We start from the raw sequence: 23071 nt of genomic DNA on the forward strand, positions 1-23071 counted from the left end.
GCTACTGCCTGCTACCTCTGTAGTATGCCTGCTACTGAGCCGATTAGGGTTAGTAGGGAGGTTAAGGAGGAGTTGAGGAAGTTGAAGGTCCACCCTAGGGAGACCTATGATGATGTGATTAGGAGACTCATTGAGGTGTATAAGAAATGCCAACAATGAAGAGGACTAATGTGGTTAAACTCGCCGTGGATAGGAATACCCACGGGAAGCTTAGGGAGCTAGCCGTAATAACCGCGAAGTGTTGGAATGAGGTGAACTGGTTAAGAATGCAGCAGTTCAAGGAGGGGGAGAGGGTTGATTTTGCTAGGACAGAAAGGGAGGTCTACGAGAAGTACAAACATGTTCTGAAAGTTAATGCTCAGCAGGTTGCTAGGAAGAATGCTGAGGACTGGAGGAGCTTCTTCTCATTAATCAGGGAAAAGGAGGAGGGGAAATTACCAAAGTGGTTCAAACCTAGACCTCCAGGGTACTGGAAGGATGAGGATGGAAATTATAGGTTAATCATCCTCATTAGGAATGATAGGTATGTTGTCGATGAGACTAATCAAGTTATTCACCTCAAGGACTTCAAGTTGGCCCTAAGGTTTAAAGGGAGGCTGAGGTGGCGTGGGAGGCAGGGTAGGCTTGAGATTCATTATGATGAGGCTAGGAGGGCTTGGTACGCACACATACCTGTTGAGTTGGGGAATACCGTGAAGGCTAAAGGCAATTTAAGGGCTTCTGTGGATCTGGGGATTGTTAATTTAGCAACGGTTTATGTTGAGGATGGTTCTTGGTACCTCTTCAAGGGTGGTGGTGTTCTCTCTCGATACGAGTATTACAGTAAGAGGATTAGTTCAATTCAAAAGGTTTTGGCTAGGCATGGGCAGGGGAGTGGTAGGAGGCTTAAACTGCTTTATGATAAGAGGAGGAGGTTCCTGAAACATGCCTTGAACAGCATGGTTAGGAGGATTATGAATATCTTGATAGAGAAGGGAGTAGGTGAAGTCATTGTGGGGTATCCTAAGGAGATATTGCGGAACCACGGCAATAAGTTGACTGTTAACTTCTGGAACTACAACTACATCATTAGGCGTTTCAGGGAGATTGGGGAGGAGTTGGGCATTAGGATTGCCACAGTTAATGAGGCGAATACCTCAAAAACATGCTCCCTGTGCGGGGAGACCCATGAGAGTGGGCGTATCCACCGTGGCTTGTTTAAGTGTCCCCGCACGGGGAAGGTAATAAACGCAGACTTGAACGCCGCGATAAACATCCTAAGCCTACATAGCCCCAAGTCCCTGGCCAGTGCCAGGGATAGGGGTAATGGGCTGAAGACCCAGCCCGTGGTCTACCGCTGGACGAGCGGAGCGGGGTGGCTGAAGGCCACCAGCAATGAAGCAATGAGGATGAAGGCGGCAAACCACAAACCAATGAACCACCCTGAGAAAACCCACACCCTCCAGGGCGGGAAGGAGGTCAGATTGATGGACTTATGAACAATACTGTGTCGCCTCTAATAATCATTAAACCGCTCTTAACCCCACCCTTTGGGTTTATCTCCTCCGTATTCGTTAATAGTAGGTTTAGGTGTTGGTCATAACCAACCAGTACACCCCTGATTTCTGTTCCGTTTCTCAGCTTCACAAGTATTACCTTATTCAGGTTTTTCTGTAACTCCTCATTAACTATTTCCATGCAGCGAGGCATTGCGGTTAATCCCTCAAACCTTATTTTAAAGGTTAATCTTTACGAGACATCATGCAATAAACCGACAGGCTTTTTCCATGTAGGAGATTATTTGAGGAGGTCTAGTGAAGCGTACCGAAGACTCTTTTTCATGATTTACCGCTGAGTAAATAGGGTGAGGTAAAGCATTAACGTATATAAGCAATGAGATGGTAAATTGATGAAATACCCGTGATTGAATGTCGGAAGTTAAATTTATTAAGCAAGGAGAAAATGCCTTGGTTCAGGAATTATGGGAAAGGGAACGCCCTCATTTGGAAGGATGAATAAGGGTTGGACACACATTAGATGCCCAAGGTGCGGTAGGCATGCATACAACCCAGTGAAGGGCTACTGCGCAGCCTGCGGTTGGGGAAGGTCAAAGAAGATAAGGCGTTATGCTTGGCAGAATAAGAAGGTGAATAAGGTTAGAGTTCGTTAATCCTCATTCTCATCCTTAACTCCCCTGAATTGTTTAAGGTAATCCTTTGGTGGTGGTTCAGCGGCATATAGTTCTTTTCTCATTGCCTCGAGTAATTCATCTTCACGATCAAGCATTCCAGCGTATGTTATTATCGAAATATTATACTTAGATGCATCCTCAAACAAGGCCTTCAATGCATTCCTCCAATTCAACTCTCTTAATGTATGGTGGGCTATAACTAACCTATCAAGGAAGCCTGCCCTTAAAATGCTCATGAGGTTTCTCAGTGCATTGTTAAGGTAATCCTCGCCGAAACCCTTTCTCGATAGATAAAGGGGTGGTCCACCGACTATTAATGTCTGTGGTCTTATAGCCATTATGTAATTAACGGCTAATTGTGAGACTGGACCCTCCACATCAGGCATAAAGGTTAATGACTCATCGTTATTAATTATTGTAATGGCTATTACCTTGCCTGTTCTTGCATTATCTTCACCATGCGGTAGGGATTGTGATATCACAAGCTTTGTGGAGCCTATGGTGAGTTCCCTACCATCAACAAACATTATTTCACGTACTAAGCCTTCAATGGCCCTTCTCAAGCCGTAATAACGCCTTCTTTGGCTCCAATTTTCATCATCAGGTGACTTTAGTAATAATACCTTGTTACTATATATTTTCCTGTAGCTTTCGTTTGTAGTACCCATGTAAATACTTGGGTAAGGTACTGTGAAGTGATCACGATGATAATGACTAATGAATACATAATTAGTCTCCTCTGAATATCTCTCAAGTATACTCCTTAATGTCCTAACTCTCTCTAGCTCACGGGGGTGTGGCGGTAAGCCAAATCTATTTGGTGAGAGACTAATACCTGGATCTAGGAGTATGGACAGGTCTCTAGTCTTTATGAACATGGCCATTGACCTAACCCCAAGTGATTCCTCGGCTATTGGTATTACATCCATTAAGTGATTAATGTATGAAAGATTTATAATATATTCAGTTCACACTATATTTAGTGGATGGCATTAGACTTGGTTTTGTAGGTAAGTCATCCACTTGGAATGTACTTAGAGGACTTGTGTTTCCTGAACATGTGTTATTGAGGTATGTGGGTAATGAGGAGGATTGTTTGGGGCTTGATTTAGTCATTGTTGAGAGATATATGGCGGACCTGGTTCACTGTCCAAGGACTCTCATATTAAGTGATTTAAGCGTTGATGGTATTATTGAGGCAATAATTAAGGGATTGAGACTTAATGAGTTAAACATTGGTATTGACATGGGGAACTCTAGGTGCGGTGTTATTATTCTCATTAATGAATTACCCGTAATTCACGTAACGCTAGGCTTCATTAGGCTCATCAGGATAATAAGAAGATTATCTAGGCAATTAACCATTAACTTAATAATTGGTACTAGTCCAGGTGTTTCATCGCTCGTTAAGGACTTCCTGAACTCACTGAGTGATGTTAATATTAGGATTAGGGTAATTGATGAGGGTATTGTTAATGGAAAGAAGGATATGTTTAAGTATAGGTATCCGTACTTAACGCTTGATGAGCTTGACGGGTTGATTTACGCATATGCGGGTCTTGCCATGAATGTTTACGAGTAGTGTTTCCTTATCGCTGGACTTGTATCTATGTATTATATACATATTACCTGTGTAATCTTCAAAGAGCATCATTAATTTACTGTGTATAGTGATAGTAATTCTTATAAAATAATCATAATGAGGAATGCTGTATGCCAATAATCATTAAGTGCCACTCCTGTGGCTTTACCTTTTATGGTGATCAACAACTTAAGAGTATTGACGAGGTACTTAGGCAATGGGGTTATAGATGCCCTGTTTGCCTAAGTCCGTTAAATAAGTCGCCAATTTCAATGCGTGTTAGAGGATAAATTATCAAAGCAACCTGCACTAAAATTAAAATAGGCTTATTAACTGTGTCTTTAGACATGGTAATTAAGGCATGGTTTGATGCATTAACGGCTAAGCAAGCCAGGATAGTGGCTGTACTGGGCATGGAGGGCAGAAGACATGATATAGATTTTATAATAACATGTAGGAGATACGATTATGTGGAAGAGGTTTTGGACATGTTCAATCTTCACTATGAATGCGTTGGTTACCATGGCGAGAGTCCTAGGGAGAAATTGATAAGGGGTATTGAGAGACAAATAGCATTACTTGATGTAATTAGGGACTTTGATGTGCATGTTTCATTAACATCACCTGACGCAGTTAGGGTGGCCTTCGGTTTAGGTAAGCCAATAATAGCATTAACGGATACGGCTCACTCATACTTTGTCAATAAACTAACACTGCCGTTAGCCAATACTATAATAGCGCCCTCGGCAATTCCCATGAGTGAGTGGTCTCGTTATGTATCCAGTGCCGAGATTGATAAGATTAGGGCCTTTGATGGCATATTTGAGCTAATGTGGATTAACAGGTTTAAACCCACTGGAGACTCAATTGCTAGGCTTGGGATTAGGAGTAAGGAATTCGTTGTTATTAGGTTTGAGGAGTCAAGGGCGTCCTATTACGGTTATGGTGATAGATCACGATTGCTAATTAGGATGGCCAAAAGCATACTTGAGAGGGGTTATTACGTGGTCATGTTTCCGAGATACCCATACCAGGAGGAGTTGATAAAGTCAGAGCTAGGCTTATTCCTGAGACTTGGTAAGTTAATAATTCCTAAAAACATGAGACTTGATGGTATTGACTTGTCATGGCATGCAAGGTTAGTAATCACTGGTGGTTCAACAATGGCGCATGAAGCCGCATTACTAGGTACACCAGCCATTAGTTACTTCCCACAGCATTACTATATAGATGATTACCTAATAAATAAGGGATTGCCGCTGTATAGGTGCGTCGATGAGGATTGCCTAAATGTGCTTGAATCTGTTCTTAGGGCTGATATTACGCATGTGGATACGAATTCCGTATTAAGCAGGATGGAAGACCCAACAAGGCTTATTATTAATGAGATAAAGAGGCTCGTAAATGAGGGTAAGTAAGTATTAATGGTATTTTCAGTGGGTAATTATTATTAAGGTAATCCTATAGTCGGTGATCCGATGAAAATTTTAGTAACTGGTTCCTCAGGGTTCTTAGGAAGAAACTTGGTTAATTGCATGAGGGCTAGGGGTTACGATGCGCATGGCCTTGATATGGTTAAGGCTGAGACCACGGATTACATGGTTGATATAACGAGGAGGGATGATGTTATTGGGCTTTCTAAGGAGGGTTTTGATGCTGTAATTCACCTAGCGGCTTTCCCAAATCCAAGATCGTTCATAAACGCAGGCGCACTTAAGGGTCTTGATGTTAATGTTGTTGGTACTATAAATGTATTGGAACTTACGAGGATTCTAAATGCAAGGTTCTTGCTATACTCAACATCTAATGTTTATGGTAAGCCCCTTAAACTACCCGTCATGGAGGATGACCCATTAAGGCCATTTGAGGGTTATGGTTGGAGTAAGGTTGCTGCGGAGGCTGTTTCAATGTCATACCAAGTTGTTCATAAGGTGCCTGTGACAATATTTAGGTTATGGAAGCCCTATGGTCCCTATGATAATGGTGTTGTTGGTATATTCATAACAAAGGCGTTCAAGAATGAGGATTTAGTGGTAAATAATGGCGGTGCTGATACCACTGACTTTCTCTATGTTGAGGATCTATGTGATGCAACGGAGCTAGCGCTTAGGAAGGACGAAGCCATTGGTCAAGCTTTCAATATAGGATTTGGTGTTGAAACGTCTATATTGGATCTCGCCAAGGCAATAATTAAGTTGGTTGGTTCCAGTTCTAGGATTAATGTGCAGCCGAGAACTGCCGAACCATTTAGGAGCTACCCAGACATTAGTAAGGCCATGAGGGTTCTAGGGTTCAAGCCTAAATATGACTTATTCAGTGGGTTGAGGGCCACCATAGATTGGTTTAGGCGAAATCCATGATCATTAGTACTAACTATGTATTAATTGCAGTAATATCCTTCATCTTATCATTAACTACCGTATACGTAATATCTAGGGTGAGAAATCCAAGGCTTGTTGCACCTGACGTACATAAACCATACAGGGTTTTAGTACCTAAGATAGGTGGTGTTTCAATACTTATAGCCATGAGTGCAGCCACGGTATTTGCCTACCTAATCAATGACTTGAGATTATTCGCACTTGGGCTTGTTACTATAACGGTTGGTTTAATAGGGCTTGCTGATGATCTCAGGGGATTGCCCGTTAGTGTCAGAGTATTCTTACCGATAGTTCCATCATTAATAATACCGGCAGTAATGCATGGTTATATTTACATAATCTTAATTGGTCATGTTCATAACTTCTTCGTAGTTGCTTTCCTCTCCATGCTCGCAGTTACGGTCATGGCTAATGCCGTTAATATGCTTGATGTAATGAATGGTATAGTTCCCGTCTCAACATTAATGATAATAACCGTGAGCGGAATAATCTCTTACATGGTTGGGTTTAGTTATGCCTTACCAGCGACAGTAGTGCTGGTGCTAATGGTCTTACCCCTAGCCATATTTAACTGGTACCCAGCGAGGGTTTTCAATGGGAATGTTGGTAGTTACGCACTTGGTGCAATGATGGGTGCATTCATGGTACTATACAATGCTGGCACTCAGGGAGTAATATCGGCACTGCCATACATAATAAATGGCTTTTTAATAGTCATAACTGCAAGGGGCTTCAGGCCAAGAGAAACCTTGAAAAGGCCCGTCATTGTGAATGACGGTGTTATTCATGCAAATAAAATACCTGGATCACCAATTACCTTAGTTAAGTTAATAGTAATGAGGAAACCAAAGACTGAGAAGGAGGTTGTTAATGATATATTACTAATATTCCTAATAACAAGCCTAATTTCCCTCTCCCTGTTATTCATTGTTTAATAAAGCTAATTACCTAATTGCAACAGCCTCCTTCACACTTATATTGTAACCCTTCGTAACGTATATGCTCTTCGTATTACTTAACTCCTTGAGAACACCAAGGTAGAAGGTCGCCTCCATGAAGTCCGTCTGTTCCTCAAGACTCCTTGGCTTTCTTCTTCTAACCGTATTTATGAACTCCTCAATACTCATACCATACTTACGCTCTAGATCCCTAATCATTGTTCTGAATGTTTCTTGTCTATACTCACCATAATCATTAATGCAAGGCGGCGGACTTAACCCGATTTGCTTTGTTAAATTAACTATATATGGGCACGTTGCTGGGTCTCTACCGGCTGGGCAATGTTCCTGGCAAACAACCGTGGCATACCTCAGAATCCTCTCTAAAACACTTAATGGCATTATTACATACTCCTCCTCTGGATCGAGCTTTATCTCCATCGATGATCATTAATACGCATATTATATCAACTAAATAAAACTTTCAAGTGCATTCTTTACTTATTATGGTACCACTTGGCGTTGATTCCAGGATCATGCCCCTCTTTATGACTATCAAGGCCTTATTCCTGCCTAATTCATAACTTAACCACCTATAATTAGGTACATCCCAAATAACGATATCTGCTAAGTAACCAGGTTGTAAGATACCCCTGTCTCTGAGGCTGAGACTGTATGCTGCATTGACTGTGGAGGCCATTATGACTTCCATGGGTGTCATGCCGAGTAAGTATGTGGCTAGTTCCATTACGTATTGCATGTTTAGGGACCAGGAGTTTGGGCTGAAGTCCGTACCAAGTGCAATGGGCGCACCTGCGTTCCTTAATGCCTTAACCGGTGGTCTCTTGCTGCTCATTAGTGAGAGTATGGTCACGGGTAATAGGGTCGCTACGGAACCCCTCTCGGCAATCAATCTTACATTTTGTTCAGGTAGATTCAGTAAGTGATCAAGCGATGCAATACTAAACTCATTAATCAAGTCGCTGCATCCGATATAGGCTATTTCATCGGCATGAAGCCTAAGCCCAAAGCCTCTTCTTAATGCTTCTTTAAATAAATCCCTGGTCTCCCGTACTGTAAATGCGCCCTCATCACAGAATACATCCACAAATTTTGCTAATCCTCTTGCATTGTCGAGGGAGTTTATCACGGCATTAATGTATTCCCTTCTATCCATGTTCCTTGGTGGTACGTGGACTAGGTATGTTGGTATGATATCAATGGGTGCATTGACTGATGAATCATTGATTATCCTGAGAAGCCTTATTTCTTGGTCTGGATCAATACCGTAACCATTCTTAACCTCTATTGTGGTCGTGCCGTACTTCGCAACTTCAAACAACCTAGTAAGGAGTATCCTCCTAAGTTCATCATCCGTTGCACTAACTGTGGCGCTAACAGTCCTATAAATACCACCACCCCTCCTAAGTATTTCCTCGTATGGAACACCCTCGAGCTTTAGCTCAAGCTCATCCTCCCTCGAACCAGCAAAGAGTAGGTGTGTATGTGGATCTACAAGCCCAGTCGTCACCAATGATTCCTCAGCAGGTATTCTACACTTACCCTCATACTTCCTACTTATGGAATCCCACGAACCAACATCGGTTATCTTATCACCGTTAACCGCAATACCCGCATTCTCAAGAACTAAGATGGGATCCCCATATCTCCAGGGCATTGACTTAGCCGTGACTAACTGCCCTATTGGACCAATGAGTAGGGAGACCCTGTCCATACGCCGATTGCCAGCGTATGTTTAAAAAGATTTCATTTTAACTAATTAACGTGTCCGTGGATAAGGATAGGATTAGGGATATTGCCCTAAAGCATGCATTAATTAATGCCGTAAAGTTCAATGGTAAAGCCAGCATAAATGCCGTTATTTCTAAGGTATTTGCTGAGGACCCTTCATTAAGGTCAGCGGCTAAGGAGGTTGCTCAGATTGTTAAGGAGGTTATTGATTACGTAAACTCCCTAAGCATTGATGAACAAAGAAATTTACTAATGAGTAAGTGGCCTGAGGCCCTTGGTGAGAGGAAGGTTGAGTCCTATAGGAAGGGTATTGAGGATCTACCGTCGTTGCCTAACGATAATAAGTATGAGGTGATAACACTCAGATTTGCACCAAACCCAGACTTTGTGCTGCACCTTGGTAGTGCTAGACCTGCCATTATTAATTATGCCTATAAGCTGAAGTACGAGAGTTTAGGCAGAAAGGCTAAGTTTGTTCTTAGGTTTGAGGATACCGATCCAAGAACCAAGAGACCGCTTCCCGAGGCTTATGACGCGATTAGAGAGGATCTAAAGTGGCTTGGTATTAGGTGGGATGAGGAGTACATTCAATCTGATAGGATGGGTATTTACTATGACATTGCCAGGAAAATCCTTGAGAAAGGCGGTGCGTACGTTGCTGCAAAGGACACAGACTGTACGCCGGATGACTGGAAGAAGTCTAAGATGATGGGAAAGCCGTGTAAGAATAGGGAGGCCGACCCGAGTATTAACCTTGAGCTTTTCGATAAGATGCTGGAGGGGCGTTATAAGGAAGGTGAGGCTGTCATGGTAATAAAGACTGATCTTCAACATCCAGACCCAAGTGTTAGGGATTGGGTCGCCATGAGGATCATAGACACGACCAAGTACCCACATCCAAGGGTTGGTACTAAGTACGTTGTTTGGCCCACATATAATTTTTCAGTATCAATTGATGATCACTTAATGGGAGTAACACACATACTTAGGGCTCAGGAGCATTCCGTGAATACCATTAAACAATCCTTTATTTATGCGCACATGAATTGGGAACAACCAGAGGCCATTCACTTCGGTAGACTCAGGATTGTGGGCATGACACTTAGTAAGACTAGGCTAAAGGCACTTGGTATTAGGTGGGATGACATTAGATTACCAACACTAGCTGGCCTTAGAAATAGGGGTATTCAGCCCGAGGCTATTTGGAACATCATGCTTCAAGTCGGTGTGAAGCCAACAGACGCAACGATATCCTCAGCAAACCTATTTGCTGAAAATAGGAAAATAATTGAACCAAGGGCTAATAGATACATGGCCGTTATAAACCCTATTAAGGTAATAATTAAGGACGTTACCGAAGAATTAACAGCAAAACTGCCAATGCATCCATCGTACCCAGAGCGAGGATTTAGAACAATAACTCTCAAGCCAAGTAATAATGAGGTAATTATTTTCATAAGTAGATCCGACTATGAGAAGGTTAGCGTAGGTTCGGTAATTCGTTTAATGGAGCTCGTAAATGTCGAAATAATCGAGAAAACAAGCAACGCCCTAACTGCATATATGCATAGTAAAGATCTTGAGAGCGCTAAGAAGGTTAATGCGGTAATAATTCAGTGGGTACCGCCTGATGGATTGACAATAAGGATTGTAAGGCCTGAGGATTTAAGGCTTGTTGAGGATGAGGGTCTTGCGGAACATGCTGTTGAACAGGTGGCCAACGGCGAGATAGTACAATTCATGAGGTATGGCTTTGTGAAGAAGGTAGGTAATGATAGGTTTATTTATGTCCATGATTAATGCGTTGTTATATCAACGCATGAAATATAACACCATATCGCACATTGTGAGTTAATGCTTTTTATATAGTAATACGGTAGAACCTAGGTCCCTTATGAAGATAGAATATAGGTGTTCAAGATGTGGTTACACGATTGAGGCGACTTCATGGCTTTGGCAATGCCCTAAATGTGGAGGCCCACTTGATCTAGTAATTGAGGGATTAAAGTTTACTTTGAGTGAGTATAGGGGTTTATGGAGATTCTCAAGTGTAATACCTGCGAAACCCCTAGTTAGTCTTGGTGAGGGATTCACGCCATTAGTCAAGGCTGATTTCCTTGGTAAAGGCAGTTACCTAAAGCTTGAGTACCTTAATCCAACTGGTTCGTTTAAGGATAGAGGATCCGCGGTGGCCATATCAAAGGCACTAGAGTTTGGTGCTAAGGCTGTAGTTGAGGATTCAAGTGGTAATGCAGGTATATCAGTAGCTGCCTATGCTGCTACGGCCAGTATTAAGGCTAGAATTTACGTACCTAAGGATGCACCTGAAGGTAAGAAGACCCTCATAAGATCATTGGGCGCTGAATTAATAGAGACCTCCTCTAGGACTGAAGCCAGTAGGGTGGCTATTAAGTCCGTGGGACCTAACGAGGTTTATATCGGGCATGCATGGAACCCCTGGTTCTTACAGGGTACGAAGACCTTGGCTTACGAATTACTTAATCAAATAGGGCATGTACCCAATGCCGTAATTCTCCCGGTATCAGCTGGTACGTTGCTTCTCGGACTATGGATCGGCTTCAATGAGTTACTGGGTTTTGGTCTTATTAATAAAGTGCCAAGGCTTTATGCCGTTCAAACCCAGGGATTTGCTGATCTATATGGGAGGATTCATGGGGAGTATTCGAAAGAGCCAACTAAGTTTGCGGATGCACTTAGGGTATCTAATCCGCCAAGGCTTGGTCAAATGGTTAATGCGGTCACGGGTAGTGGGGGTGATGCATTGGTGATTGAGGATGATGAACTTTTACAAGCGTGGAAAACATTGTTAAAGAGAGGATACATAGTTGAGCCTAGTAGTGCAATAGCCCTTTCAGGCTACATGAAATTATTGAGTAATAATTATATAGGTAGTGATGATGAGGTCGTGATTATACTAACCGGTAGTGGCTTGAAGTATATAGATATAATGAGTAAGGTATAGTTGAATATATTTAACAAGAGCAACCTTTATAAACGCTTACTATTCTTTGTGCATCGTGAGGATATCAACAAGAAGTAATGCATTTCCTGGATCAGCCATTAGGGGTGTTAATGAGGAGGTTGTTAGGCTTGAGAGTTCTGGTGTTAGGGTTTATGGCTTCCATATTGGTCAGCCTGGTCTTCCGCCGAGTAGGGAGTTGCTTCTTGAGTTTACGAAGGAGCTTCTTGAGAGACCCTTTGAGTATAGCATGTACACGCCGAGCAGTGGTATTGAGGAGTTGAGGGAGGCAATAGCCGAAGACTACACAGGGTACTCAGGGGTTAAGATAAGTAGTGCCAATGTCTCGGTCACCGCAGGCTCCGCAGAGGCTATCTTAGCAGCCTTTATGGCGATTATTGATGAAGGTGATGAGGTTATACTCTTCGACCCAACATACCTAATGTATGAGCCAGTCATTAATTACCTGGGTGGTAAGGTTATCAGGGTTAGGGCTAGGGAGGAGCTTGGTTGGGAGCCCAGTGAGGAGGATGTTAAGGCCGTGATGAGTAGGAGGGTTAAGGCAATAATAGCCGTTAACCCAGACAACCCAACAGGTAGAGTCCTTAGCGATTCCATGATTAAGTTATTGATTGACCTAGCCCGTGACTATGACGCATTCCTAATCTATGATGAGGCGTATAGGCATCTTTATTATGAGGGCTCTCATACGTACGCCATTAAGTACGGTCTTGAAAACGTCATTGCCCTGAACACGTTCTCCAAGGACCCAGCAATGCCCGGCTGGAGACTAGGCTACGTAATAGCCCATGAGGACTTCATAAAGGTGTTTAATAGGGTTAAGCAGTACACGAACCTAAATCCACCAACGCCTGCTCAGTACGCTGGTCTACTATACCTAAGGAAGTACAAGGAGAGGTACTTAAGTGAGACCTTGCCGATTTATAAGTCGAGGATGGAGACAATGCACAAGGCTATTAGGGAATACCTATCCGAGGCAGTTGTCGTAAAGCCAAAGGCTGGCTTATTCATATTCCCGAATCTAGGATCGTATTTAAGAAGGCTTAATATTAATGATTATGAATTTGCAATGAAACTTGTTAGGGAGGCACATGTTGCTGTAGTGCCAGGATCGGCCTTTGGGGAGGTGGGTAAGTTCCATGTAAGGATGGCTTTTGCGAGGGAGAGTGAGAGAGATATCGAGGAGGGTATTAGTATATTGGCTAATTACCTATTAAGGGCCTTAGGGAGTTCTGAATAATCATTATTAAGGAAAATAAATTAATTTACATTGTAGTACCTAGGATTATATGGTCGTGGAGATTGGAGCAGGCATGCACCTAACCTTGGATGACATAATCAAGGCCTCTAGGAATTATGAGGAGGTCAGGGTGGGTAATAATGCCTTGGATGCGATGAAGCGGTCCCGTATGGTTCTTGAGAATTTAATTCATGGTAATGTTAGGATTTACGGTGTTAATACGGGACTTGGTGATTTATATAATGTAACTGTTAATCCCGAGGACGTAGCCAAGTACTCACTGGATATGCTTATTGATCACTCAATGGGTGTTGGTGATTATGCACCTGATGACTGGGTTCGCGCTACAATGCTTGTTAGGGCCCATCAATTGTCCCTAGGGTACAGTGGTATTAGGAGCATTATTGTAGAGAGATTAGTTGATTTTCTTAACATGAGGATAACACCGTTGGTTCCTAAATACGGTTCGGTAGGTGCTTCGGGTGATTTAGCGCCATTAGCGCATATTGCATTAGCCCTACTGGGTAAGGGCTTTGTTAGGTATCAGGGTAGGGTAATGCCCAGTATAGAGGCTCTAAAGTCAATTGGACTTAGTGAGTTAAGCCTTAGTTATAAGGAGGCTTTATCATTAATTAATGGAACTAGCTACAGTGCTGCAGTGGCTTCGTTGGGTATTTGGGATTCCTATAGGTTATTGAAGGCTGCATTAGCGGTTATGGCACTGATGATTGAGGCATCACGAGCTAATATGGCATCGTTAAGTATTGAGGCAAATTCCGCTAAGTTGCATAGTGGTGAAATCGAGGTTGCGAAGATAATGAGTGAATTATTGAGTGACAGTAAGAATGTGAACACTAGTGGTAGGGTTCAAGACCCATACTCAATAAGGTGTATACCACAGGTCCTTGGTTCAGTACTTGACGCACTTATTTGGGTCCTACGTAACGTATTGAATGAGGTTAATTCCGTGAGTGATAATCCAATAATTGTTAATAGCGCTGTATTTTCGACATGTCACTTTCATGGTCAGTATGTGGCCTTATCAACGGACCTGCTCAACATGTCACTGGCTGTACTTGGCAATTTAATTGAGAGGCAGATAGCTCAATTACTTAGGAGGGAGATCAATGGCATTAATAATTACTTGGCCAATGGTCCTTGGCGTGTTGGCTTAATGCTTGCTCAGTATACTGCCGCGGCATTGGCAGCCAGGCTTAGGGAGTTATCGACACCATCAACCGTACAGAATATACCAACCAGTGGTTTTCAGGAGGATATTAACTCCATGAGCGCAAACTCAGCGATAAAACTTCATGATGTTAACTCAATAATTACGCAATTAATAGCCGCGCTCGCCTACGTCACGTACTCAGTGATTAATGCCAACAATTCATGTTCAACTTGCGGTAAAGTAACAACACGCATTTATAAAACAATAAGTAAGTACGTGGTTAACGTTCAATCGCATCATGATGCAATAACCAAATTGATGAGTTCAATTGATGAGCTTTCAGGCATTATTGCCTTGAAGATCAATCCATGGTAGTAACTGATCCATCAATCCTACCAATTATCACCTTGGAAATCCTCTTACCACTAAATATCCCAACCTCAACAACCCCTGGTATTTCCTTAATAATTCTCTCCATATCATCAGGATTCATTACCGCCTTAGGCATATAATCTATTATGTAGTTGCCGTTGTCAGTAACGATAGGTCCCCTTTTGCCACTACCAAACCTTAACTCGGCTGTTCCACCAAGTTCTTCAAGTCTCGCCTTAATGATTGACCAGGCAAAGGGTATTACCTCAATTGGTATTGGGTGCTTGCTCGGTATTGAGGGAAAGACTTTTGTCTCATCAACAATGACTATGAACTCCCTAGCCCAATAATCAATAATTTTCTCCCTGGTTAGGGCAGCACCACCACCCTTAATGAGGTTCTTCCTCCTATCAACCTCATCAGCGCCGTCAATAGCCACATCAACATGGTTAACTTGCCAAGGGTAGCGCAATAAATGCGCTAGTCCCAGTTTAATTATCTCGATCTCAGTTTCAGTCGATGTTGGAACTAAGAGAATTTCCTCAATGCTATCACTAATTATTAATTTATGAAGTTCCCTGAGGAAGGCCATTGCTGTGGATCCAGTCCCAACACCAACCACGTACTTATCCCTGAGATACTTAATAGCTTCCCTAGCCGCTGCCTCCCTAGCAATAACTATGTTATCCACGGTATCAATAAAATACCTAATAATTTAAATGATTACTTACCTTTAACAATCTTGATAAGCTCCTCATTACATATACCAGGGTCCTTATTAAGGCATGATCTAAGGGCTTCAGCAACTTTAATGGCATCCCTACTCTCATGGGCATTATGAGTCCTAATGGCATCCGCACCCATGATTACTGCAACAGTCTCCGCAGCAATTGATGCGAATAGTCTCTCCTCAGGCGGTGCATTCCTACGCATTAATCTCTCAAGAAATGACTTCCTGGAAATACCAACAAGTACCGGCTTACCTACTTCATTCCTTATCCTGCCTATGCTCATTATAATTATTGAATCCCAGGAATACCACGGATACTTATTATCACCACGAATATACTCACCCCTCAACGGTTCACCACCTGTAAATAATGGATCCATACTTAATGGAGGCCATGCACCAACGCCTGGATCAATAACAATATTACCCTCACTAATGCCACTACGTAATGCAATATCTAAGCTCTCCTTCAACGCATCTATAGTTCTAATGACTGGGTCATTACCTTGCGCAGGAACGATACGTTCTCTGGCCATGATAATAACGGATACTCCATGGTCGGCTATAACATGTGCCATATCATTATCGCCCTTTAATCCCGTGACATCGTTCACTACATCGGCACCTACATCCAACGCTGCTTCAGCAACCCTTGATCTAAATGTATCGATAGACACCGTCAAGTCAGGAAACTCCTTTTTCAAAGCCTTAATTATGGGTACGACTCTATTTATTTCCTCATCAATGCTGATGATGGTCTTATTATACGGCGCCGTGGACATACCGCCAATATCAATAATATCGGCACCTCCAGATATCATGAATTCTGCGGCCTTAATAGCATCGTTAATTGTTTTCCTGACGGAGCCCTTAAAGAAGGATTCAGGACTTGCATTAATAACCCCAACTAGCCTAACTGGTTCGCCATCACCAATCCATAAACGGCCAAGCCTAGCCCTAGGCATTGCAAAGTCTGTGAGCAAGGCTTATTATGTCTTTTTTAAGTGCTAATACATGGATATATCATTGAGTGAGCAGGTTCTCGTTTTACTTAGGGGGAGGGGTCCATTAACCGTTGAGGAAATCGCTTATTACCTGGGTAGAGATGTTAGGGAGATTGTCGAGGAAATTCAGTATATGGAACATGATAAATTAGTTACGAGAGTTAAGAAGGGCTTGATAATTAAGAGGGAGGTATTTGACCTAACACCGACGGGTCTTAAAGAGACTCAAAGGACTTATGAGAAGCTGAGAGGGGTCTTGGAAGGCATTATTGGTAGTATTAATACGATAAGTAATGAAAAACTTGAGGAATTGCTTAATCAGTACGTGTCATTAATACCATTAATGATAATCCTGAATCTAGTACCACTCGAATTATTGATGCTCATGGGGCTGACCTACTGTTAATGGAGCCTGGTAATTCATGGCATTAGATTACATGCAATAGAATTAGTACATAGGTTAAATAACCAATAAGTCCTATTAGGGCTACATCCCAGGTTAATCTTCCCTTAATTACGTGATAAAGCATTGCAGAGGATATCACCTCAACAACCGCAACACTTACTAAAGCCTCAACACTCAGTAACCATCTGGTGGCCACAAGTGCTAATGCCGGGTATACAGTTGAGTAAAGGACTTTCTCACCAATTAGTGCAGCAACGGCCATTGTATCACGTTCCCTCCATGTCCATATTACCGCAGTTATTGATTCAGGAAGTACCGTAGCCGTCGGTACTATGATTATTGATAACCCCATCACATCAAGCATGAGGTACTTCGACAAATCAATAACACCCTCAACCAAGGCCTTAGAACCCACGAATAATAACACCACGGAAATTACAAGCTGAAGAATAAAGGGCATAAACTCAATCCTATATCCCCTAATGACTCTGAGCATATAAAGTCCCTCGTAATCCTCAATCACGAGACCCTGCCTACTCCTCATTACGTGTACATACAGTAAGTAAGCCGTAACCAAAAACACCGCTACCAAGTACCTAATCACCAGTGACCTAATGAGTGCGGGTAAAAGTACGGTGGGAAATAGGAGTAGGACTACGATAAATGGTATTATCAATGCCTTATCAACCTCAAGAGCAGTATCGCTTCTACGCCGTAAGTAAAAACCAATAGCGGCCACTATGAAAATAATCGGGTATATAATGGTGGATACCACAAAGGGTTCCCCGATAATGGTACCCACGGCTACATCCTCACCAGATACACCACCATAGAACAACAAGGCTATTAGAAATACTATTAGCTCCGGAAGTGATGTAAGAATGGGTGATAACACGGCACCAACAAAGGAAGAACCAATCCTGTATCTATGACTAATGTACTCCATTGAGTTAGTGAAAAGCCAACCACCAATAAGCACAGAAAGAAATCCCGCAAGCATGTATAGGGTAATTATTAGCACTTTATCATCCCAAGTTAAAATAATGAAAGGACAACATTTAATAAGTCCAACCACTACAAAAGACTTGATGAGCTTACCAGCAAATCTCTTCAAAAGATACGAATTACCACCACTACCCTATTCAATAAATGCCCTAGAACCGCACATAAGTGGTCAAGTAATCGATGTACACTACAACGGTCACCATAAGGGCTATGTAAACGGAGCCAACGCTACAATAGAAAGACTTGAGAAGATAATTAAGGGTGATGTAACTAGTTACGACATACAGGGATTACTGAGGAACCTATTCTTCAATGTCAACGGCCATAAACTCCACACGCTATACTGGAATTCAATGGCGCCATCAGGAAAGGGTGGAGGAACACCAGGCGGCTACCTAGGCGACCTAATAAAGAAGCAGTTTGGAAGCTTTGATAGGTTTAAGGCATTATTCGCAGAGGTCATGAGATCATTACCAGGCTGTGGATGGACCGTACTCTACTACGACCCAGAGTCTGGGAACCTGGAATTCACAACCTTCGAAAACCACTATAACCAACACATCGCAGAGCTACCAGTTCTCCTAATAGTCGATGAATTCGAACATGCCTATTACCTTCAGTATAAAAATAACAGGAATGGCTACATAGATGCCATTTGGAATGTGCTGAATTGGGAGGAAGCCGAAAATAGACTTAGGAAGTACATGAAGTAATTCATAACAGGGTAAGGACACCTCAAAATAAGCCTTATTTTTATTATCTATTTTCCTAAGTTACCATAAAATCATACTTTATGAACCCACACTGCATTAATTATTATTGCTGATGCGAGCATGCTCGTCACGTCATTGATGTCGAACGGCGGCGTGACTTCAACGACGTCGAAAACCCTAGGCGTTAATCTAGTGCTTAACTCACGGATGAGCCTAATTACCTCCCTTGATGTGAAGCCGCCGGGTGATGGACTATTAACGCCAGGTGCGAAGGCTGGATCAACAACATCAAGGTTAATACTTAAATGAACAATCCTATTACCAATACTACTCGTAATCTCATTAACCACAGCATTAATACCCATGGAATCAACCTGGTCAATGGTATATATATTGATACCTAATTTCCTAGCCTCATTAAATAAGTAGGGTGCGTTTGAGTATGTCCTAACACCGATTATGACTATGTAGGCATTAGGGTCGACATCCTTAATCCACCTAATTACTTGCCCACTGGTTAAACCCTCGGTAACGATCCTAACGTCAGGGTGAGCATCAAGCAGTATATATGCTAACCCATCATTAACTACTCTCTTTAAGCCCCTGAATGCAGCATAGGATGATGTGCTATCACCACCAATCACAACTAACTCCCTAACAAGGCCCAGGGCCTCACTAACAGTCTCCTCAACCCTATGCCAAGTCTCATTATGATCACCAACAACCACATCAACATCACCAAGATCAATGATCGAAGTATTGCCAAGGATGTACGGTGAGGAGTAAAGCCAGGACCTAACCCTGGAGGGAGCAAGCCTAGAGCCAGGCCTAGTACCGACAGCCCCATCCCAGGGAACACCGAGAATACCAACATCACCACTAATCCAGCCCCTCCTAACAACCTCGCCAACCCTAACGTCACTAGGATCCTTAATGAACTTATACATGGGCTCCCTAACAAACCGCATACAAAACAGACAATGATAATGAGGTTAAAAGCACTACATTACGAATTAAACCTCAAGAACTCTAACACCAACCTTCTTAGCCCTTATCCTGAGCTCCTCATCAAACGTGAACAACGGCTTACCCAACGCATATGCAGTTCCTAATACCACTAAGTCGTTAAAACCACCAAGTCCCCAACCAGTACTCTGCATCATACGTAACACCCACTTAATAATATCATTATCGCATACTAAAACCACCTTCCTATGGTTAATTAAACTACCTAAAATGTCCATAGCGTGATCCCTCGGCACATTGACAGACCTAAAGAACCAGACCAGCTCATAAATAACAATGTGATGTAAGAACCATCTGTCCAAACTATCTAAAACCCTGACTGCCCTGGTATGTTCCCTAGAATCCTCAACTATGTAAAATATCAACGCATTAGTATCAATCACTGCCTCCGACATTACTCATCAAACCCTCCTCAATGAGCCTATCAATATCACTGATCGTTAACTCCCTACCCAACCTAATCATTGGTATTTCCTGAATTACCTTCCTAAGGATAATACGATCATCATCAACCTCGACACTCAATAAATCACCAACCTTAATCCCAAGCCTCTCCCTAACGCTTGCGGGTATCGTAACCTGGTAATTTCTAGTAACCTTAACCAGGATTTTCACAATAAACTAAAAAATTACTTTTATAAAAATATTTCTACTAAGTTAAAATAATTAACACATAAGAGCACTTTTGTACTTAATTAAAGTCTTTACAATAGATTAATATTTATTATCATAATTTTAGAATTTATCAATAATAAATTAATTATATTGATTTAGGGTTTTTAAATATTATTCTGCATAAGAATATCTTGCGTAATGCAATAAGTCTTATTTTTGACAATTACAAGGATATGCCGATAAATATGGCAACCCAAGCAGCAGCAAAGATTGACTGGTCGTCACTATGGAAGAAAGAGGACTGGTGGGCACTTTGGATCGGACTTCTCATTTTTCTCTTATCATTACCTGGTTATTATGGTATTTACCTACTTGGTTGGGTTCCCAGGGTCTCGGCACCGTGGTTAAATCCTTCAAAGAGTATTGTGGTTGTTGGGCAAGCGTTGACAATGACTAAGGCATACCTGGGTTTAAATCCACTGCTTAGCGTGATCCTGCTCTACCTATTCCTGCTGGCGATCCTCACGTTCGCGGCTTGGTCAATGGGACATAACGTTAAGAGATTCATGGCTAGCTTCACAATAATGTTCATTCTAACATTCGGTTTCTGGTGGCTCTTTGGCTATGCATACTTTAACGCTACACCTGACCAATATGCTAAGCTTCACATTACTTGGTCAATACCCGTGGGAGCAGACGGTATACTAATATACCTACTACTCATAGGCTTATTTATATCCAATGTAATATTCTACAAGAAATTACCGGCGGTTCTAGAAACCGGTGCTAGAACCGAGTGGTACATAAAGACCGCAATAGTTCTTCTTGGGGCCTTGATTGGGGCATCATCTCTCAGATACATAACGCTGGCTGTGGGTCTTGTGGAGAGATCGTTAATAGCCATAGTCGCCGCCTACCTAATCTACTGGCCAATCTCATACCTAGTATCCCATAAGGTGTTTAAATTAGATAATAAGTGGGCAGCAACACTGGCATCAGGCGTTAGTATATGCGGTGTATCGGCGGCCATAGCCACAGCCGCAGCAATAGGCGCCCCATCAATAGTGCCAGCTACCATTGCATCAATAATTGTGCTATTCGCAGCCGTAGAATTAGTGGTACTACCATTCGCAGCTGCCACGTTCCTAAAGTGGGCACCATATGCGGCTGGTGCCTGGATGGGCCTATCCGTTAAGACCGATGGTGCAGCTGCAGCCAGCGGCGCTTTGACTGATGCCCTGATTAGTGCTCAGCCAGGCCTTGCTGCCTATAAGACCTGGGTATTGACAACGGCAGTCATGAATAAGGTATTCATTGATATATGGATTGGACTATGGGCATTCATACTGGCTGTGATATGGGTGACCAAAGTTGAAAGAAGACCTGGAGAAAGAGTTCCCATGATTCAGATTTGGTTTAGGTTCCCCAAGTTTGTGCTTGGTTACCTGGCTACATGGTTAATACTATGGGGTGTTGGTTTCGCAGTTGGCGCTGCCGTATCGTGGAAATTCATGACCGGCGGCATAACGCCACAAACAGAGTTATTTAGGTACTTCTTCTTCGCCCTAACCTTCATGTCAATAGGGCTAACGACCAGGTTCAAGACACTCGCTGAGATAAAGGCTGGGCGTATGATAGCTGCATACGTAGTATCACTAACAATCATAATACTGATAGCCCTAGGCCTATCAATAGCCTTCTTCGCAGGCTTACCACCACCTAAATGAGGTGATGAGTAATAACGAACTTCAAAATTAAAATTAATAATTTCGATTCCTCTCCACGAGTGGCGCAGATCGAGGTATCAACTTCATGCAATGCATCATGCATTTACTGTCCAAGAACGGTACTGAGGAGTGATTGGATTTCTAAATTCATGAACCTGAGATTATATCGTAAAGTAATAGGGGAATTACTAAGCATGGGGTCAATAAATTACGTACATTTACAAGGGTGGGGTGAACCATTACTACATCCAAACTTTATGGACATGATCGGTGAGATTCGGGGTAAGGTTGACTTTGGTCTCACGACAAATGGATTATTACTAAATGAACACTATGCGAGTAAGTTGGTCTCCTTAGGTATTAACGTTATAGCGGTAACTTTCGCAGGAGCCAATGCACTAACGCACAACGTTATAAGGGTTGGGTGTGATTTTAACGTGGTCGTTAATAACGTAAAGAGACTTATTGAGACGAGAAATAAGTTAAGAAGTGGTGTCAGAGTGGTAGCGAGTTTTATCGCATTGTCGATGAATATCCATGAACTACCAGACTTTGTCTATTTATGCCATAAGTTAGGCATTGATGAGATAGTCATCGACAACTTATCATATATACTAAATAAGTACATGCTTAGATGGAGAGCTTTTACGGACCCTATGGAACAGGAATTAAGAGTCTTTAAACGCGTGATTGATATTACGTTAAGGAGGGCTAAGGAGTTGGGTATTAAGGTGTTTCCTTACTCATTAAGTTGTTGGGAATTGATTGAATGCCCGGAAAGACCTACTGAGACTATATTCATAGGCGTAAATGGTGACGTTTCCCCATGTGTCTTTCTAAACCTACCAACCAGGGGCGATAGCATACCGCGGTGCTTCATGGGCAAGTGCTTCAGGGTAGAAAAAACAATCTTCGGAAATGCAGATAAGGATAATATCATTAATATATGGAATGATGAGGACTATAAGGAATTTAGGTATAGGTTCATAAGAAGAAGATCTCAAGGACCTAACTGGGAGTATGGTATTGACTTAATGCCGCCTAGCCAATGCATCACGTGTTATAGGTTATATGGTGTTTGATTCCTATTAATATCATGATTTATGATCACATTATATGAAGCATTTCAGATCTTCAAATGATGTGCGACCGTCAATTAATACCTCGTACTTAACGCCTTAAATTACCATGTCATTAATGCGGGTGAGCTTAGGTGTTGACATGCAAATTGAGAACCA

26 protein-coding genes are annotated in these 23071 nt (G+C 42.2%); 16 read left to right on the top strand and 10 right to left on the bottom strand.

The window, feature by feature from the left end:
- Positions 1-24: 24 nt before the first annotated feature.
- Positions 25-159, top strand: coding sequence for a DUF7557 family protein (locus tag VMUT_RS13195; RefSeq protein ID WP_258167473.1), 135 nt, complete (start codon positions 25-27; stop codon positions 157-159).
- Positions 156-1478 carry an RNA-guided endonuclease InsQ/TnpB family protein gene (locus tag VMUT_RS03955; protein WP_048057171.1) on the top strand — a complete coding sequence of 441 codons (1323 nt, stop codon included), beginning with the start codon at positions 156-158 and terminating at the stop codon, positions 1476-1478. The genes VMUT_RS13195 and VMUT_RS03955 overlap by 4 nt, the downstream gene beginning before the upstream one ends.
- On the opposite strand, the gene VMUT_RS03960 is transcribed toward VMUT_RS03955, so the two are convergent.
- The gene (locus VMUT_RS03960; RefSeq protein ID WP_052298496.1) at positions 1459-1689 is read right to left on the bottom strand and encodes an LSm family protein; all 231 of its coding nucleotides are present in this window, start codon (positions 1687-1689) and stop codon (positions 1459-1461) included. The two genes, VMUT_RS03955 and VMUT_RS03960, sit on opposite strands and share 20 nt — an antisense overlap.
- Before the next feature lie 271 nt (positions 1690-1960).
- On the opposite strand from VMUT_RS03960, the gene VMUT_RS03965 reads away from it, so the two are divergent.
- Positions 1961-2149 (top strand): 50S ribosomal protein L37e, encoded by a 189-nt coding sequence (locus VMUT_RS03965; RefSeq protein ID WP_013604140.1) that lies wholly within the window; start codon positions 1961-1963, stop codon positions 2147-2149.
- Here the strand turns inward: VMUT_RS03965 and VMUT_RS03970 are convergent.
- On the bottom strand, positions 2146-3099 hold the full coding sequence (locus VMUT_RS03970; RefSeq protein WP_013604141.1) for an MBL fold metallo-hydrolase: 954 nt from the start codon (positions 3097-3099) through the stop codon (positions 2146-2148). The genes VMUT_RS03965 and VMUT_RS03970 overlap by 4 nt on opposite strands.
- 53 nt (positions 3100-3152) lie before the next feature.
- Here VMUT_RS03970 and VMUT_RS03975 point away from each other — a divergent pair, with 53 nt between their 5' ends.
- From VMUT_RS03975 to VMUT_RS03995, 5 genes are all read left to right on the top strand, one after another.
- Positions 3153-3752, top strand: a complete 600-nt coding sequence (locus VMUT_RS03975; RefSeq protein WP_013604142.1) for a hypothetical protein — start codon at positions 3153-3155, stop codon at positions 3750-3752.
- A gap of 131 nt (positions 3753-3883) precedes the next feature.
- A complete protein-coding gene (locus VMUT_RS12930; protein ID WP_013604143.1) occupies positions 3884-4042 on the top strand; it encodes a hypothetical protein in 159 nt (52 codons plus the stop codon).
- Between the two features lie 57 nt (positions 4043-4099).
- Positions 4100-5170 (top strand): DUF354 domain-containing protein, encoded by a 1071-nt coding sequence (locus tag VMUT_RS03985; RefSeq protein ID WP_013604144.1) that lies wholly within the window; start codon positions 4100-4102, stop codon positions 5168-5170.
- 60 nt (positions 5171-5230) lie between these two features.
- Positions 5231-6112 carry an NAD-dependent epimerase/dehydratase family protein gene (locus VMUT_RS03990; RefSeq protein WP_013604145.1) on the top strand — a complete coding sequence of 294 codons (882 nt, stop codon included), beginning with the start codon at positions 5231-5233 and terminating at the stop codon, positions 6110-6112.
- Complete coding sequence (locus VMUT_RS03995) at positions 6109-7068, top strand: MraY family glycosyltransferase (protein ID WP_013604146.1); 960 nt, start codon at positions 6109-6111, stop codon at positions 7066-7068. Before VMUT_RS03990 ends, VMUT_RS03995 begins: the two co-directional genes overlap by 4 nt.
- 9 nt (positions 7069-7077) lie before the next feature.
- On the opposite strand, the gene VMUT_RS04000 is transcribed toward VMUT_RS03995, so the two are convergent.
- Together VMUT_RS04000 and hutI are read right to left on the bottom strand one after the other, a co-directional pair.
- Positions 7078-7512 (bottom strand): hypothetical protein, encoded by a 435-nt coding sequence (locus VMUT_RS04000; protein WP_013604147.1) that lies wholly within the window; start codon positions 7510-7512, stop codon positions 7078-7080.
- A gap of 43 nt (positions 7513-7555) precedes the next feature.
- A complete protein-coding gene (hutI, locus tag VMUT_RS04005; protein WP_013604148.1) occupies positions 7556-8806 on the bottom strand; it encodes an imidazolonepropionase in 1251 nt (416 codons plus the stop codon).
- Positions 8807-8856: 50 nt separating this feature from the next.
- Between hutI and VMUT_RS04010 the strand changes: the two genes are divergently transcribed.
- From VMUT_RS04010 to VMUT_RS04025, 4 genes are all read left to right on the top strand, one after another.
- On the top strand, positions 8857-10623 hold the full coding sequence (locus VMUT_RS04010; RefSeq protein WP_013604149.1) for a glutamate--tRNA ligase: 1767 nt from the start codon (positions 8857-8859) through the stop codon (positions 10621-10623).
- 94 nt (positions 10624-10717) lie between these two features.
- On the top strand, positions 10718-11806 hold the full coding sequence (locus VMUT_RS04015; RefSeq protein ID WP_013604150.1) for a threonine synthase: 1089 nt from the start codon (positions 10718-10720) through the stop codon (positions 11804-11806).
- A gap of 55 nt (positions 11807-11861) precedes the next feature.
- The gene (locus tag VMUT_RS04020) at positions 11862-13064 is read left to right on the top strand and encodes a pyridoxal phosphate-dependent aminotransferase (RefSeq protein ID WP_013604151.1); all 1203 of its coding nucleotides are present in this window, start codon (positions 11862-11864) and stop codon (positions 13062-13064) included.
- 49 nt (positions 13065-13113) lie between these two features.
- The gene (locus VMUT_RS04025; protein ID WP_013604152.1) at positions 13114-14610 is read left to right on the top strand and encodes an aromatic amino acid ammonia-lyase; all 1497 of its coding nucleotides are present in this window, start codon (positions 13114-13116) and stop codon (positions 14608-14610) included.
- Here the strand turns inward: VMUT_RS04025 and rpiA are convergent.
- Complete coding sequence (gene rpiA / locus VMUT_RS04030) at positions 14597-15298, bottom strand: ribose-5-phosphate isomerase RpiA (protein ID WP_013604153.1); 702 nt, start codon at positions 15296-15298, stop codon at positions 14597-14599. The genes VMUT_RS04025 and rpiA overlap by 14 nt on opposite strands.
- 32 nt (positions 15299-15330) lie before the next feature.
- Entirely contained in the window at positions 15331-16302 is a 972-nt protein-coding gene (locus VMUT_RS04035) for a dihydropteroate synthase (RefSeq protein WP_048056858.1), read from the bottom strand.
- A 49-nt stretch (positions 16303-16351) separates the two neighbouring features.
- Here VMUT_RS04035 and VMUT_RS04040 point away from each other — a divergent pair, with 49 nt between their 5' ends.
- Positions 16352-16747 (top strand): hypothetical protein, encoded by a 396-nt coding sequence (locus tag VMUT_RS04040; protein WP_013604155.1) that lies wholly within the window; start codon positions 16352-16354, stop codon positions 16745-16747.
- Between the two features lie 22 nt (positions 16748-16769).
- On the opposite strand, the gene VMUT_RS04045 is transcribed toward VMUT_RS04040, so the two are convergent.
- Positions 16770-17768 (bottom strand): sodium:calcium antiporter, encoded by a 999-nt coding sequence (locus tag VMUT_RS04045; RefSeq protein WP_013604156.1) that lies wholly within the window; start codon positions 17766-17768, stop codon positions 16770-16772.
- A gap of 67 nt (positions 17769-17835) precedes the next feature.
- Here VMUT_RS04045 and VMUT_RS04050 point away from each other — a divergent pair, with 67 nt between their 5' ends.
- Positions 17836-18465, top strand: coding sequence for a superoxide dismutase (locus VMUT_RS04050; protein ID WP_013604157.1), 630 nt, complete (start codon positions 17836-17838; stop codon positions 18463-18465).
- A gap of 71 nt (positions 18466-18536) precedes the next feature.
- On the opposite strand, the gene VMUT_RS04055 is transcribed toward VMUT_RS04050, so the two are convergent.
- Genes VMUT_RS04055 through VMUT_RS04065 form a run of 3 tightly spaced genes read right to left on the bottom strand, consistent with a single transcriptional unit; the run spans position 18537 to position 20106 of the window.
- Entirely contained in the window at positions 18537-19433 is an 897-nt protein-coding gene (locus tag VMUT_RS04055) for an arginase family protein (protein WP_013604158.1), read from the bottom strand.
- A 45-nt stretch (positions 19434-19478) separates the two neighbouring features.
- The gene (locus VMUT_RS04060) at positions 19479-19886 is read right to left on the bottom strand and encodes a PIN domain-containing protein (protein ID WP_013604159.1); all 408 of its coding nucleotides are present in this window, start codon (positions 19884-19886) and stop codon (positions 19479-19481) included.
- Positions 19867-20106: an AbrB/MazE/SpoVT family DNA-binding domain-containing protein gene (locus VMUT_RS04065; protein ID WP_013604160.1), complete on the bottom strand. Its 240-nt coding sequence runs from the start codon at positions 20104-20106 to the stop codon at positions 19867-19869. Before VMUT_RS04065 ends, VMUT_RS04060 begins: the two co-directional genes overlap by 20 nt.
- Before the next feature lie 191 nt (positions 20107-20297).
- Between VMUT_RS04065 and VMUT_RS04070 the strand changes: the two genes are divergently transcribed.
- Positions 20298-21833: a putative sulfate exporter family transporter gene (locus tag VMUT_RS04070; protein ID WP_237699714.1), complete on the top strand. Its 1536-nt coding sequence runs from the start codon at positions 20298-20300 to the stop codon at positions 21831-21833.
- Positions 21834-21892: 59 nt separating this feature from the next.
- Positions 21893-22915 (top strand): radical SAM protein, encoded by a 1023-nt coding sequence (locus VMUT_RS04075; RefSeq protein ID WP_013604162.1) that lies wholly within the window; start codon positions 21893-21895, stop codon positions 22913-22915.
- Positions 22916-23071 lie beyond the last annotated feature (156 nt).

The organism is Vulcanisaeta moutnovskia 768-28, assembly GCF_000190315.1.
Taxonomy (GTDB): Archaea; Thermoproteota; Thermoprotei; order Thermoproteales; family Thermocladiaceae; genus Vulcanisaeta; species Vulcanisaeta moutnovskia.

Bases quoted from the DNA above. Each gene is read 5' to 3' on its own strand.
- VMUT_RS13195 (WP_258167473.1), top strand. From the start codon at position 25: ATGCCTGCTACTGAGCCGATTAGGGTTAGTAGGGAGGTTAAGGAGGAG.
- VMUT_RS03955 (WP_048057171.1), top strand. From the start codon at position 156: ATGAAGAGGACTAATGTGGTTAAACTCGCCGTGGATAGGAATACCCAC.
- VMUT_RS03960 (WP_052298496.1), bottom strand. From the start codon at position 1,689: ATGCCTCGCTGCATGGAAATAGTTAATGAGGAGTTACAGAAAAACCTG.
- VMUT_RS03965 (WP_013604140.1), top strand. From the start codon at position 1,961: ATGGGAAAGGGAACGCCCTCATTTGGAAGGATGAATAAGGGTTGGACA.
- VMUT_RS03970 (WP_013604141.1), bottom strand. From the start codon at position 3,099: ATGGATGTAATACCAATAGCCGAGGAATCACTTGGGGTTAGGTCAATG.
- VMUT_RS12930 (WP_013604143.1), top strand. From the start codon at position 3,884: ATGCCAATAATCATTAAGTGCCACTCCTGTGGCTTTACCTTTTATGGT.
- VMUT_RS03985 (WP_013604144.1), top strand. From the start codon at position 4,100: ATGGTAATTAAGGCATGGTTTGATGCATTAACGGCTAAGCAAGCCAGG.
- VMUT_RS03990 (WP_013604145.1), top strand. From the start codon at position 5,231: ATGAAAATTTTAGTAACTGGTTCCTCAGGGTTCTTAGGAAGAAACTTG.
- VMUT_RS03995 (WP_013604146.1), top strand. From the start codon at position 6,109: ATGATCATTAGTACTAACTATGTATTAATTGCAGTAATATCCTTCATC.
- VMUT_RS04000 (WP_013604147.1), bottom strand. From the start codon at position 7,512: ATGGAGATAAAGCTCGATCCAGAGGAGGAGTATGTAATAATGCCATTA.
- hutI (WP_013604148.1), bottom strand. From the start codon at position 8,806: ATGGACAGGGTCTCCCTACTCATTGGTCCAATAGGGCAGTTAGTCACG.
- VMUT_RS04015 (WP_013604150.1), top strand. From the start codon at position 10,718: ATGAAGATAGAATATAGGTGTTCAAGATGTGGTTACACGATTGAGGCG.
- VMUT_RS04025 (WP_013604152.1), top strand. From the start codon at position 13,114: ATGGTCGTGGAGATTGGAGCAGGCATGCACCTAACCTTGGATGACATA.
- VMUT_RS04035 (WP_048056858.1), bottom strand. From the start codon at position 16,302: ATGCCTAGGGCTAGGCTTGGCCGTTTATGGATTGGTGATGGCGAACCA.
- VMUT_RS04040 (WP_013604155.1), top strand. From the start codon at position 16,352: ATGGATATATCATTGAGTGAGCAGGTTCTCGTTTTACTTAGGGGGAGG.
- VMUT_RS04050 (WP_013604157.1), top strand. From the start codon at position 17,836: ATGAGCTTACCAGCAAATCTCTTCAAAAGATACGAATTACCACCACTA.
- VMUT_RS04055 (WP_013604158.1), bottom strand. From the start codon at position 19,433: ATGCGGTTTGTTAGGGAGCCCATGTATAAGTTCATTAAGGATCCTAGT.
- VMUT_RS04060 (WP_013604159.1), bottom strand. From the start codon at position 19,886: ATGTCGGAGGCAGTGATTGATACTAATGCGTTGATATTTTACATAGTT.